This window comes from uncultured Winogradskyella sp. (genome assembly GCF_947498005.1).
In the GTDB taxonomy this organism is placed as follows: domain Bacteria; phylum Bacteroidota; class Bacteroidia; order Flavobacteriales; family Flavobacteriaceae; genus Winogradskyella.
In genome coordinates this window covers 145,721-158,892 of the sequence record NZ_CANMIW010000007.1, presented here as the reverse complement: position 1 = coordinate 158,892, position 13,172 = coordinate 145,721, and the positions used below count along the sequence as shown (strand labels likewise).

Annotated in this window: 11 protein-coding genes; 4 read left to right on the top strand and 7 right to left on the bottom strand. The window is 31.4% G+C overall.

Going from position 1 to position 13,172, the window contains the following annotated elements; translation table 11 throughout:
- Positions 1 to 98: 98 nt before the first annotated feature.
- The 4 genes from Q0891_RS13595 to Q0891_RS13580 are packed head-to-tail and all read right to left on the bottom strand — an operon-like array spanning position 99 to position 2,948.
- Positions 99 to 662, bottom strand: coding sequence for a 5-formyltetrahydrofolate cyclo-ligase (locus Q0891_RS13595; protein ID WP_299102433.1), 564 nt, complete (start codon positions 660 to 662; stop codon positions 99 to 101).
- The gene (locus tag Q0891_RS13590; RefSeq protein ID WP_299102431.1) at positions 659 to 1,627 is read right to left on the bottom strand and encodes a succinylglutamate desuccinylase/aspartoacylase family protein; all 969 of its coding nucleotides are present in this window, start codon (positions 1,625 to 1,627) and stop codon (positions 659 to 661) included. The genes Q0891_RS13595 and Q0891_RS13590 overlap by 4 nt, the downstream gene beginning before the upstream one ends.
- A gap of 20 nt (positions 1,628 to 1,647) precedes the next feature.
- Positions 1,648 to 2,523 carry a 30S ribosomal protein S6--L-glutamate ligase gene (gene rimK / locus Q0891_RS13585; RefSeq protein WP_299102429.1) on the bottom strand — a complete coding sequence of 292 codons (876 nt, stop codon included), beginning with the start codon at positions 2,521 to 2,523 and terminating at the stop codon, positions 1,648 to 1,650.
- Positions 2,520 to 2,948 (bottom strand): RimK/LysX family protein, encoded by a 429-nt coding sequence (locus Q0891_RS13580; protein ID WP_299102427.1) that lies wholly within the window; start codon positions 2,946 to 2,948, stop codon positions 2,520 to 2,522. The genes rimK and Q0891_RS13580 overlap by 4 nt, the downstream gene beginning before the upstream one ends.
- Positions 2,949 to 3,037: 89 nt before the next feature.
- Between Q0891_RS13580 and uvrC the strand changes: the two genes are divergently transcribed.
- Both uvrC and Q0891_RS13570 read left to right on the top strand, forming a co-directional pair.
- A complete protein-coding gene (uvrC, locus tag Q0891_RS13575) occupies positions 3,038 to 4,831 on the top strand; it encodes an excinuclease ABC subunit UvrC (protein WP_299102425.1) in 1,794 nt (597 codons plus the stop codon).
- Between the two features lie 49 nt (positions 4,832 to 4,880).
- A complete protein-coding gene (locus tag Q0891_RS13570; RefSeq protein ID WP_299102423.1) occupies positions 4,881 to 7,118 on the top strand; it encodes a patatin-like phospholipase family protein in 2,238 nt (745 codons plus the stop codon).
- Between the two features lie 44 nt (positions 7,119 to 7,162).
- On the opposite strand, the gene Q0891_RS13565 is transcribed toward Q0891_RS13570, so the two are convergent.
- From Q0891_RS13565 to Q0891_RS13555, 3 genes are read right to left on the bottom strand one after another with little or no spacing between them, the layout of a single operon-like run.
- A complete protein-coding gene (locus Q0891_RS13565) occupies positions 7,163 to 9,832 on the bottom strand; it encodes a carboxypeptidase-like regulatory domain-containing protein (protein WP_299102421.1) in 2,670 nt (889 codons plus the stop codon).
- A 25-nt stretch (positions 9,833 to 9,857) separates the two neighbouring features.
- Complete coding sequence (locus Q0891_RS13560; protein ID WP_299102419.1) at positions 9,858 to 10,598, bottom strand: GLPGLI family protein; 741 nt, start codon at positions 10,596 to 10,598, stop codon at positions 9,858 to 9,860.
- On the bottom strand, positions 10,591 to 10,833 hold the full coding sequence (locus Q0891_RS13555; protein WP_299102417.1) for a hypothetical protein: 243 nt from the start codon (positions 10,831 to 10,833) through the stop codon (positions 10,591 to 10,593). Before Q0891_RS13555 ends, Q0891_RS13560 begins: the two co-directional genes overlap by 8 nt.
- A gap of 677 nt (positions 10,834 to 11,510) precedes the next feature.
- On the opposite strand from Q0891_RS13555, the gene Q0891_RS13550 reads away from it, so the two are divergent.
- Both Q0891_RS13550 and Q0891_RS13545 read left to right on the top strand, forming a co-directional pair.
- Positions 11,511 to 12,671, top strand: coding sequence for a homogentisate 1,2-dioxygenase (locus tag Q0891_RS13550; RefSeq protein WP_299102415.1), 1,161 nt, complete (start codon positions 11,511 to 11,513; stop codon positions 12,669 to 12,671).
- Positions 12,672 to 12,683: 12 nt separating this feature from the next.
- On the top strand, positions 12,684 to 13,124 hold the full coding sequence (locus Q0891_RS13545; RefSeq protein ID WP_299102413.1) for a CCC motif membrane protein: 441 nt from the start codon (positions 12,684 to 12,686) through the stop codon (positions 13,122 to 13,124).
- Positions 13,125 to 13,172: the final 48 nt, after the last annotated feature.

Below are 13,172 nucleotides of genomic sequence, written 5' to 3'. Positions count from 1 at the left end.
ACAACTTAAATTTTAAAGAAATGTATTTTTTCGTATTGCAATATACAACAATTTTACACTTAATCTAATTAAAGTGCATTTCGACGATAAAAAATATGTTAAAATTTGTAAATTTTATTGGGTGTTATGCAGAAATCTAGTGCAACATCATCTGTGGAACTATTGAAAATTTCGGTTTCTACTTCAAAGAAGGACAGTCCAATTTTTAAAGTTTCTGGTTGACATTGATTTAAAAAACGGTCGTAAAATCCTTTACCATAGCCAATTCTGTTTCCAATCTCATCAAAAGCTAAAAGTGGAATAAAAACAACTTGTAATTGGTTTGAAGCAATAGAAATGCCATCTACAGGTTCTGGAATATTATAACTGTTTTTTTTAATAGTTGTGCTATCAGTTAGTAAGTAGTGAGACATACTGTAATCTTCAAAATTACTTTTTGAGATAATAATATGCTTGTCTTTACCAGCCAATATATTGAGGATAAAATCAGTGTTAATTTCCTTTTGTTCTTCAATAGTTAAAAATATATGGTAGAATGATTTATTCCATATGTCTAAATTTAATAACCGATTGGCTATAGCTATGCTATGCTCATCAATCTCAGATTCTGTAAGTGATTGCCGTAATGCTTTATACTTTAGTCTTAATTGTTTTTTAGTCACTTTTTTACTTTTGTAGAAATATGAAAAATAGCATCGCCTTGATAGATGATAGGTGATTCATTAATATTAAAAACATAGCCATCATTTGGCGCTTTCACAAAATGGTTAAAACTACCATAAGGATCTGTAATATTGCCTAAGTCATCCCCTTTTTTAACTTCAGAATTAATAGCAACTGTAGCTTTAAACATGCCAGAATATTTTGCTCTTATCCATTTGCTTTCTAACAGATGAATGCAAGTTTGTTTAGGTGGCGAAACTTTAAATTTACTGCTAAGCATTTCAAGATGATGTAAAACACGTTTAACGCCATTTACACCAGTGTTAGTGATAGTATTGTCTATATTAAAAGATTTTCCGCCTTCAAATAATAAAATAGGGATTCCTAATTTGTGACAGGTGTTTCTAAAAGATTTACTTAGGTTTTTAGAGTAATAAATAAAGGGAGCGCCAAAAATTTTAGCCAGTTCATCTAAAGTTTTTTCGTCTTTTATGATTCTAATTTGTGCCGCATTAAAGCGATCTGCACCACCAGTATGAAAGTCCATTACTAAATCTGCATGAGGCAAAATTTCCGTTACCAATTTAAAAGCAACTCTGCTCGCTAAAGAACCACCTTTAATTCCTGGAAAAACACGATTGAGATCACGACCATCGGGAAATTCACGATTCATATTTAAAAATCCAAAAACATTAATCACAGGCACACAGATTATTGTACCTCTTTTTGGTTTGTTAATACCTTTAGAAATAATTTGACGTACTATTTCTACACCATTCACTTCGTCACCATGAATACCAGCTGTAATTAAAACAGTAGGTCCTGGTTTTTTAGACCGTTCAATAATTACAGGAACATCAATAGTATTCTGCGTATGCAGTTTTGCGACATTAAAACTCACTTGAGCGCTTTCGCCTAATGCCACTTCTTTACCTAATATATGAAGTATGTCTTTTTGGCTCATATTTAATTATTGGTAAAATTTTAGTTTTTACTACGTTCTATAAATGTAATTATAGCTCTAGCAATATTTTTATGTGTTGCACCTTCAATACCTTCTAGTCCTGGTGTGGAATTCACTTCTAATAATAAAGGACCACGAGCAGATTGTAGCATGTCTACACCACAAACAGGGAGTTTTAAAACCTTCGCAGCATTCATCGCTAGCTTTAGTTCGTCTTGGTCTAGTTTTATAATATTAGCAGATCCACCACGATGCAAGTTAGATCTAAATTCACCTTCCTTACCTTGGCGTTTCATAGCGCCAACAACCTGGCCATCTACAACTAGAGCTCTTAAGTCTGCGCCTTTAGCTTCTTTTATAAATTCTTGTACAATGACTCTAGCTTGTAAGCCATTAAACGCCTCTAAAACGGATTCAGCAGCGTTTTTACTTTCTGCTAAAACAACACCAAGACCTTGTGTACCTTCTAGTAACTTAATAATTACTGGTGTTCCGCCAACATGCTCAATAACCTCTTCTACATCTCTAGAGTAATTAGTAAAAACAGTTTTTGGCATTCCAATTCCGGCTTTACTTAGCCGTTGTAAACTTTTTAGTTTATCTCTAGATCTTAAAATAGCCTCAGAGGATGCAATGGTAAATACACCCATTTCTTCAAATTGACGTACAACAGCGCAACCATAAAACGTTACAGAAGCTCCAATTCTAGGAATAATGGCATCAACATAATCGAGATATCTATCTCTATAATAAATAGTTGGCTTTTCTTTTTCTATTATAATATCGCATTTTAAGGGGTCTATTATTTCTATAGAATGACCTCTTTTTTCGCCTTCTTCAACAAGCCGTCTTGTCGAGTAAAGTTCAGGGTTTCTAGAAAGAATTACAATGTTCATTTAATAAAGGATTTTTTAAAGGATTGGTTTTCTAAATCAACATCGACCATAAATTTTAGTTTTAAAAATTGACGACCAATTAAAACAGGAAACTTCATATCGTCTCTAGTGCTTAAAGTTAAGTTAATCTTATAAGTTTTTCCAAAGAATATAACGGTAGTTTTAATTTTGTATCGGTTTTCTTTGTGCCCATTACTACTTTTTACATCCGTATATGTATAGGTGTTAAAAACAACTTCATCGCTTTTAAAGTTTGGATGCCTATTACTATCAAAAATACAATATAGTTTACCATCTACTTCTCTGATTTTAGAGCAATGAATGGCAGACGTATATGCGCCAGTATCTATTTTAATATCAATATTGTTAAGCTGTAAATCCGGAAAATTAACTCTATCAACACGTCCTAAGATTTTTTTTGTCATAACTTAATTATATAAAAAAGAGGCGCAAGATATAATAACTTTAAGTACTTGTAACTCTTAACTTATAAGTTTTATTTACCTTTGGTTATATGCCAGATTCTCCTTTAGAAATACAAATTAAAACCCTTCCTCATCAACCTGGTGTGTATCAATATTTTGATGCAGATGAGCGCATAATATATGTTGGTAAGGCTAAAGATATAAAAAAGCGTGTAAGCAGTTATTTTAATAAACGCCACGATTATGGTAAAACACGTGTTCTTGTAAAAAACATAGCGTCAGTAAAACATATTGTTGTAGAGACTGAAAATGACGCTTTACTTCTAGAGAATAATCTAATTAAAAAGTATAGACCAAAGTATAATGTTCTATTAAAAGATGACAAATCTTATCCGTGGATTTGTATAAAGAAAGAAAGTTTTCCAAGAGTTTTTCCAACTAGGCGTGTTATAAAAGATGGATCAGAATATTTTGGACCATATACCAGCATGAAAACGGTAAAAACACTCTTAGGATTAATAAAAGGATTATATCAACTACGCACTTGCAATTATGATTTATCTGAAGCAAAAATAGAAGCAGGCAAATACAAAGTATGTTTAGAGTATCATTTAGGTAATTGCAAAGGTGCTTGTGAGGGTTATGAAACTGAGGAAGAATATCAGGCAAATATCATTGCTATTAGAGAGATTTTAAAAGGAAATTTTAAAGATTCTTTACAACAATTTAAAATACAAATGAGGCGTCATGCAGAAGCTATGCAGTTTGAAGATGCTCAAAAAATAAAAGAAAAACTTGAGGTACTAGAGAATTACCAAGCCAAATCAACTATTGTAAATCCTAAAATTAGTAATGTAGATGTATTCTCTATTGTTAGCGATGAGACGTATGCATATGTTAATTTTTTACAGCTAAGTTATGGCTCTATTATAAGGTCTCATACGCTAGAATTGAAGAAAAAACTGCAAGAATCTGATGCAGAATTATTAGAGTTGGCAATTACAGAAATAAGACAACGTTTTGATTCAAGATCTAAGGAAATATACGTGCCTTTTAAAGTTAATTTGGGAGATGATATAAAGGTTACAATCCCAAAACTTGGCGATAAAAAAAGTATCCTAGATTTATCGCTTAGAAATGCCAAATATTTTAGGATGGATAAATTTAAGCAAGTAAAACTTGTGGATCCAGATAGGCACGCTAATAGAATAATGGCTCAAATGAAAGCAGATCTGCGTTTGTCTGAAGAGCCAAGACATATCGAATGTTTTGATAATTCTAATATACAAGGTACAAATCCGGTTGCTGCATGTGTGGTTTTTAAAAACGGAAAACCAAGCAAAAAAGATTATCGTAACTTTATTATAAAAACAGTTGAAGGCCCAGATGATTTTGCGTCTATGGAAGAAGTTGTTTATAGACGTTATAAACGCTTAGTTGAAGAAGAGCAGCCATTACCACAATTGATTATTATCGATGGAGGAAAAGGCCAATTATCATCAGCGTTAAAAAGTTTAGATGTTTTAGGATTGCGAGGTAAAATTGCTATTATTGGTATAGCCAAACGATTAGAAGAATTATTTTATCCAGATGATCCAATTCCATTGTATTTAGACAAGAAAAGTGAAACATTAAAAATAATTCAACAATTAAGAAACGAAGCGCATCGTTTTGGTATAGAACATCACAGAAATAGAAGAAGCAAAGGAGCGCTAACAACTGAGTTGGAGAACATACCTGGTATAGGAGAGCAAACCATTATAGATTTAATGAAGCAATTTAAAACCGTTAAGCGTATCGCTAATGCAAAAGTAGACGAGTTAGAGTCCATTGTAGGCGTTTCTCGCGCAAATAAAGTTTATAACTATTACCATAAAGAATAAATTGTAACTAGTAAAACGCTACCGTGAATAATCAATCGGTTTATAATCAATGAAAATAAAATACCTTATATTATTCATATTACTTACGGCTTTTTTAAATGTAAAAGCTCAGGATTCTATAGTTAAAAAAGAACCCAAAGTAGGTTTGGTGTTAAGTGGAGGAGGAGCTAAAGGTTTTGCACATATTGGTGTTTTAAAGGTTATTGATAGCTTAGGTATAAAAGTAGATTACGTTGCAGGTACAAGTATGGGAGCCATTATTGGCTCATTGTATGCGTCGGGATATTCTGGTAAGCAATTAGAAGTAATGTTTGAGGCTCAAAATTTTGATGAGCTAATTAATGACTCATTTCCTAGAGGATCTAAATCATTCTATGAGAGAGAAAATGCTGAGAAATATGCAGTAACCTTGCCATTTGATAATTTTAAAATTAGTCTGCCGTCTGCATTATCTCGTGGTCAAAATGTGTATAATCTTTTGTATCATTTAATGCTTCCTGTTGATTCTACTGAGGATTTTAGCAAATTACCAATTCCATTTTTTTGTATTGCTACAGATATAGAAACAGGTGAATCTCTTGTTCTAGAAAGAGGCAAACTGGCAGAAGCAGTCTCAGCTAGTGCAGCATTACCATCCTTGTTTCAGCCCGTTATAATTGACGATAGGATTCTTGTGGATGGAGGTGTAACAAATAATTTTCCAGTTGAAGAATTACGTGCAAAAGGCATGGATATAATTATTGGAGTTGACGTGCAAGACGGTTTAAAGGATCGGAAATTATTAAAATCAGCTCCAGATATTTTATTTCAGATTAGTAATTTTAGAACCATTAATGCTATGAGAACTAAATCGAAGTTAGCAGATGTTATTGTTAAACCAGATATTACTAATTACTCCGTAATTTCATTTAATGAAGGCGAAAATATAATAAGTAATGGAGAGGCAGCGGCAAGAGTTCAGCTTTTAAAACTAGAAGAAGTAAAAAGACAACAGGTAAAAACTAGAGAGTATAAAGAATTAACTGTATTGGATAGTCTTAAAATAAATAAGGTTAGTTTAGACGGTAATGAACGTTATACAAGATCTTATTTAATTGGAAAACTAAAATTAAAAGGTAATGAGAAAATAAGTTATAAAGATTTTAAGGATGGTATAAACAGTCTTATTGCTACAAATAATTTTGATACATTTAGATATCATTTAGAGCCAACAGAAAATGAAGGCGAGTATAATTTCGCAGGGAAAGTAATAGAGTCGGAAACATCTACCTTTCTCCGATTAGGTATACATTTCGATGAACTTTACAAAAGTGCCATATTGGCCAACTTAACAAAGAAAAAGTTGCTGTTTAGTAATGATATTGCTTCTTTGGATATTATTCTAGGCGATAATTCGAGGTATAATTTCGATTACTTTATAGATAAAGGATATTATATAAGTTTAGGAGCAAAATCGCGTTATAACCAATTTCGTAAGAGCATTAGTCCATCTTTAGCTCTAGATGAAGATTCGCCATTATTAGAAGGGGTAAATAAATTAGATGCTAGAGCGTCAGATTTTACAAACCAATTGTTTTTACAAACTATTTTTCAGAAAGATTTTGCTTTACGTTTAGGAGGAGAGCATCGTCGTTTTAAAATTACATCTGAAACTATTACGGAAGATGATCAATCCGACAGGATAACTTTTGATAACACAAACTACTTTAGTGTTTATGGTAATTTGCTGTATGATGATTATGACAATGCGCATTTCCCAAAAAGTGGATTTTATGTTAATGCTAATTTTCATTTGTACTTAAATGCTTATGGTTTTAATAAGGACTTTAATGAGTTTTCTATAGCTAAAGCAGATTTAGGATATGCCTTTAGTTTTAATGATAAACTAGCCTTGAAAACAGAAGTTAATGGCGGATTTAAAATAGGAAATAAATCTACGAATACTTTAGATTTTGCCTTTGGAGGTTATGGCGCCAATTTTATAAGTAACTTTTATTCATTTTATGGCTATGATTTTATCTCCATTATAGGTAATAGTTTTGTAAAATCCACTTTTACCTTAGATTACGAATTTCATAAAGGGCATCATATCCTTGGCGCAGCTAATTTTGCTAATATTGATGATGATTTGTTTGAAACAGGTCAGTTTTTCTCATCTCCAGATTACACAGGTTACGCTTTAGGCTATTCCCTCGAAACATTTATTGGGCCATTAGAAGGGAAGTATTCTTATTCACCAGAAACTGGTAATGGCTATTGGTATTTTAATCTTGGGTTTTGGTTTTAATAAAAAGAATGTTTTGTCATGCTGAACTTGTTTTCAGCATCTCACTAAAGATTATAACTAATCTTAAACATCAAAATTCTAGGTAATACAAATGTTTTGTTATCACTTATAAGATAAGAATTAAATGAATTTTGTTGTTTAAATGTTACATCAAATAAATTAGTCCCATTAATCTCAAAACCCCAAGGGCTATCTTCTTTTTGGTAAAATAGGGATGCATTTGCAGTATCAAAAGTGTTGTTAATACTTTGATTTTTATTGTTGTAATTATCAAAGGTGTAGTCTGCCTTAAAGATAAAGTCTTGTAAAAAATCGTATTCTAGAATGATTTCTAATTTGTCGTTTTCAAACTTAGACGTGTTGTTAGAAGCTTTATAATTACTGAAATCTTTAGTGTAATTAATTTCTATATTGGGATGATTTTTAAAAAAAGTTTCAATACCAACTGTTGAGGATATAGATTTTGAAATATTAAGATTGGTGTCCTCATTTAAGATTTGATAAACATCATTATAACTATAACGACCACTCAAGTTATAACGTATTTTTTTTATCTTTTTTGAAACACGTCCACTAACGGTCCAATTATGTTCTGGTTGATTAAACATAATTGCTGTATTAAAGGATTCTATACCATTGAGTTCTGTAACTGTTTTTATGCTTTTTGTACGTTTGTTAAAACTAGTATTAAGGTTAAAATTTAAGTTTCTAAATAAACTAAATTTATAGTAACTAAGGGTTGCGGAATGATACAATTGATTTTCTAAGTCGCTATTCCCTTTGTAAACGCTATTAAAACTAGATAATAGAAAATTATTAGCTAATTGGTTAATACCAGGAAAACGCGCATTTAGTTTATACCTAAAATTTAGTTTCTCACTATTATTAAAATCTACTTTGGTTGTAAATTGTGGTAAAAGTAGATTTTTAGAAAATGTTTCTGCATTCTCAAACTGTTGTGTACGCCATAGATAACCATGATAAAATAGCGCAGGTTTAAAAGTAGCATTACCAATTTGAAATTTATATTCTAAGCCTAAATACGTATCAGCAAAACTATATATGAAATCATTCCCAAAACCAGCAGAGCTAAAATCATTGCTAGTGCCATCATTTAGTAACTGTACGTCTTTATTGTAGAAATCATTAAAAGATAAATTAACACCAACACTTGTGTATAGATGATTAAAGTTATTAAGCACCCAATAATCTTTAACAATGGCATTAAAATTGTGCGACGTTGATTTTTTAGTTTGAAGAATATTAAACACATCTTCATCTTCTAAAGGAATTAAACCTTGCAATATTTGCTGATTAGTCAGCCATTCTGTTAATGGTTTGTCATTCTGAAAATTATAAGTAGCTTCTAAAGTAGCAGTATGTACTTTTGATAGTTTACGGCTATAACTTATATTTTGTTTTAGATTAAAAGAGGTGACATCAGTTAGTGTAGTAATATTATTAGTATCATCTAAGCTTATAGTATTTATTAAGCCATAACTATCATTATTGGTCACTTTCACAAAAGCATTATACGCAAAGTCTTCTTTATAACTTGGGTCATAATCTATGGTTAGTTTACCAATGGTAAAAAAGTTGTTTAGGTTGTTAGTAACCGTTCTGTCTTCTGTAAAAGGGTCGCTAATATTTTGGTAAGTATTTAAAGTGTTACTAACTGTTTGGGTTTTAGAGTTAGAGGTAATTAAATACCCACTAACATCTGTATGTTTAGAAACCGACTGCCTAATATTTAAAGCGCCAAATTGGTTAATATTATCTGTAAAATCTTGGTTGTTGAGGTATTGCGCAAAATCACTATTAAAAAGACTAAAATAACTACCAGCATCATCTAAGAGTTTGCCAAAACCTCCTTCAAACTCTAAGTAATCACTGAAACTAAAGCTTTTTATACCTTGGTTATTTAAGTCTCCAATAAAGTTTAGATTCGTTTTTGGGCTATAATAAAAAAGATTAGGATGCACAAGGTAACGTTCCTTAATACCAGCACCAACCTCAATATCGCCAAACACAAACTTCTTTTTATCTTCTTTTAGTAATATATTCATTGCCATATCCTCAGAGTTTTGCAAACCTTTAAGCATGGCAACCTCATTATAGTTGTCTAAGACCTCTACTTTTTCTACAGCATCTGCAGGTATATTATTTACAGCGAGTTTACTGTTGCCAGTAAAAAAGGTTTTATTTTCTACTAAGACTTTGGTTACTTTTTTACCCTGTACCATTACATTACCTTCCCTATCTACTTCTACACCAGGTAATTTTTTTAAGGCATCTCGTAGTTTACGTTCTTCGCCAGTTACAAATTTTGTTATATCATAGGTAGTAGTATCTGTTTTTACTACAACTGGTGGTATATAATTGATAGTAACCTCATCCAATTGGTTTGGTTTTTCGATTAAAACAAAATTTTTAATTAAATCCTGGTTGATTGAAATTAAGGAATGAATATTGGGTTTATAGCCCAAATAACTAACTGTTATGTCGTAAGAAATATTTTTTACTAAGCTTAATTTATAGCTGCCGTCTTTTTCTGTAATGGCAAATCTTATTTCCTGATTCTCGGTATTTGGTACAGCAAGGATATTAGCATAGGGAAGTTGGTTTTGAGATGAGTCAGTTACTTTGCCTGTAACTTGGATTTCTTGAGCATTAATCATAGAAGAAAACCCTACTTTAATAAGTAGGATTGACAAATAAAATAAATTGTTATTTAAATTTTTAATTATCAAAAAATGAGGGAACTTTTTTCTTAGCCAAAAGATTAAACTCCTTAATGGTTATAATTTCTGCATCAATTGGCTTTTCGACACGAACATTTTTTTTGTTTAATTTAATTTTTTTTGCAATGTAAGTCATCTTTGAATATTTCAATTCAATAATCAATCCTGGTAAACCAAAAAATTCTACAGGACCATAACTTAATGGAATACTTGGGCAAAACCAGGCTATTGCACCAATTTTATCAGTTATATTTTCATCATCATTTTTATTGTTAGATTTAATGGTATATGCTTTATAACAGGTTAAGTCATCAATTTTTTTTGTTTCTTTAGTTATAATCCATTTAGGCGCATCACGTTTTATGAGATATGTCTTGCCAAGTGAAGAATTTGATTGAAGTAAACTTAAAGAATCTTTAGAGTGATAAAAGACATTATTTCCACCAGCAAATAAAAAGGTAATATTTATTCCTCCTTCTTTGTCAATATTTAGTTTTTTATCGGTCGAATAGGAAGATTCATTTTCATTAAAACTTAATGTAGCAGTAATACTTTCTGCGTCACTAATTAGTTTGTTTGCACCTTCAATTCCTTCTTTATCTCCAAACTCGCTATCTAATGAAATTAATGTGTTGTCATAAGTTACTTCGTAAGTAACTTCTCCGCATTTATTATTTTGACCTTGAATGCTCATATACAAGGTCAAAATAAATATTGACAAATATTTTGTCTTAATCATTTAGACAGCCATTATAACCAATCATATAAGCTTCCATATAACTCATAGTTGGATTTATAATATCTGTATTAGCATCGGCTCCATTGTTAGCTGCTAAAGTTAGTATTGCATTTCTCCAATACCTTGCGCAATCAGATGCCCTTCCAAACTCTTCGAACTCTACTTTTGGAGTTGCACTTACTATTGTGCTCATAAACATTACCACAGCCATAAGGCTAAATACTTTTTTCTTCATAATTTAAAACTTTAAACCCATCACATTTTTTAAGATAGGTTGGTTAATAAATAAATTCGCCCTAAAATTTAGGGAATAGAAGTTTTTTAAATTTTAGAAGTTATTTGTTGTCTCATATTAAGGGTATGAGAGGTAGAAGTTATTTTGTGCTATCTGTATTATTTTTAAGGGATAAAATTAAAAAAGCTTGCACAAGCTATATGTTAACATTTTTGTTGATTGCAATCTTGTAAGTAACTTCTAAATATCTTATAATCATGCTTGCAACTCTGTAAATCTAGAAAAAAAAAATAGGAACCACCAAAGGAAATGTGAGAATTTTCTAAAATTTTTTTAATTACGTGAAAACCGTAATTAGCTGATTAATAAAACTTAAACTTCAACAATTTTCTATTTGGAGTTTAACAAAAATATTTCTTATTGGTTTATGCTACCCTTTATTATCTCGTTTCAATATCTCAAATAATTTTTCGATATTTGTAGAACATGAAACCATTCTGGCAAAACATAAAACTTCACTTACACTTCCTTATTAAGAGGAATCCAGAATAGCACGCCTAATTCTTGTGAAGACAGGAATCTCTACAAATTTTGTACCTTTAGATGTAGTCTATAGTTAACTGCAAATTACCACAGTTAATAATAAGCTCAACTTTTGAACTTAAAACAAAAAGCAAATGCCATTCTATCATAAATTAGGGAAAATTCCACCAAAACGCCACACACAGTTTAAAAAACCAAACGGCGATTTTTATTACGAGCAATTGTTCGGCACTATTGGTTTTGACGGCATGTCTACCAACAGTTACCACGAGCAACGTCCAACACAAGTAAAAGACATAAAAAAACAATATAGTGTTGCACCTAAAATTGCGAAAGCAAACAATATGCAATCCTATCGCTTACATGGTTTTAAAACAAAGCCAGAAAACGATTATTTAGAGAGTAGAAAAATCGTCCTCACTAACAGTGATTGTCATATTATTTTGGCCGCACCAAAAGAATCGACACGAGATTATTTTTACAAAAATACAGATGCAGACGAGTTAATTTTTATTCATAAAGGCACAGGGAAATTACGAACACACTTAGGAAACTTAGATTTTAAATATGGCGATTATCTTTTAGTACCAAGAGGTGTTATTTATAAAATCGATTTTGATACAGAAGACAATCGCCTGTTTATTGTAGAATCTCGTAGACCAATTTATACACCAAAACGCTACCGAAATTGGTTTGGTCAGTTGCTAGAACATTCGCCATTTTGTGAACGCGATTTACGTCAGCCACAAGAGCTAGAAACGTATAATGAATCTGGAGAATTTTTAATTAAAATAAAAAAACAAGGCGATATTTTTGATATGATATATGCCTCGCATCCTTTTGATGTGGTGGGTTATGACGGTTATAATTATCCATATGCCTTTTCAATTCATGATTTCGAACCCATAACAGGTCGTGTGCATCAGCCACCACCTGTGCATCAAACTTTTGAAACTGATGCGTTTGTAGTCTGTAGTTTTGTGCCAAGGCTGTATGATTATCATCCATTAGCTGTGCCAGCGCCATACAACCATAGTAACATAGATAGTGATGAGGTATTGTATTATGTAGATGGCGATTTTATGAGCAGAAACGATATAGCTGCAGGTCATATTTCGTTGCATCCAGCAGGTATTCCTCATGGTCCACATCCAGGAGCAATGGAACGTAGTATTGGTAAAGTAAAAACAGACGAATTGGCTGTAATGGTAGATACGTTTAAACCATTACAAGTTACGGAAGAGGCAATGAAAATTGCAGATGAGGATTATTATAAATCGTGGTTAGAGCATTAAAAGAAAAAATAAATGTATAAAAATAAATTATCGGCTGATCCATTATCTCTTATTTTAGGCGTATTGGCATTAATTATTGGTTTAGTGGGTTGCTGTTGTTATGGAGTAACAGCGATTGTACCGCTTGTTATGGCAATTATTGGGTTAGTAACTGCTAATAAAAGTATTAGAGAATTTCATAACAATCCTGAAGCTTATGATCCGCAATCACTAAGCAATGTTAATACAGCCAAAATCTTAAATATAATAGCGGTTATTTTAAACGGAATAATTTTTCTTGTTGCTTTTGCAGCATTAATTTTTTACGGAACCATTATATCTTCAGCCGTGTTAGATGGTATAAGAAGTGGAAATTACGAAGAAGATGACTTTCATTATGAATACGAAACAGATAGTATTGAAGATTGGGAGGAAGACGATTACATTCTAGAATCTGAAGTAGATTCTATATAATAGATTAAAAAACTAATAAGATAATTAAAAAGCATATAATTTTTAAAA

What these genes read in the sequence shown, in the direction of transcription:
- Q0891_RS13590 (WP_299102431.1), bottom strand. Translation starts at nt 1,627, where the DNA reads ATGAGCCAAAAAGACATACTTCATATATTAGGTAAAGAAGTGGCATTA.
- rimK (WP_299102429.1), bottom strand. Translation starts at nt 2,523, where the DNA reads ATGAACATTGTAATTCTTTCTAGAAACCCTGAACTTTACTCGACAAGA.
- Q0891_RS13580 (WP_299102427.1), bottom strand. Translation starts at nt 2,948, where the DNA reads ATGACAAAAAAAATCTTAGGACGTGTTGATAGAGTTAATTTTCCGGAT.
- uvrC (WP_299102425.1), top strand. Translation starts at nt 3,038, where the DNA reads ATGCCAGATTCTCCTTTAGAAATACAAATTAAAACCCTTCCTCATCAA.
- Q0891_RS13570 (WP_299102423.1), top strand. Translation starts at nt 4,881, where the DNA reads ATGAAAATAAAATACCTTATATTATTCATATTACTTACGGCTTTTTTA.
- Q0891_RS13560 (WP_299102419.1), bottom strand. Translation starts at nt 10,598, where the DNA reads ATGATTAAGACAAAATATTTGTCAATATTTATTTTGACCTTGTATATG.
- Q0891_RS13555 (WP_299102417.1), bottom strand. Translation starts at nt 10,833, where the DNA reads ATGAAGAAAAAAGTATTTAGCCTTATGGCTGTGGTAATGTTTATGAGC.
- Q0891_RS13550 (WP_299102415.1), top strand. Translation starts at nt 11,511, where the DNA reads ATGCCATTCTATCATAAATTAGGGAAAATTCCACCAAAACGCCACACA.
- Q0891_RS13545 (WP_299102413.1), top strand. Translation starts at nt 12,684, where the DNA reads ATGTATAAAAATAAATTATCGGCTGATCCATTATCTCTTATTTTAGGC.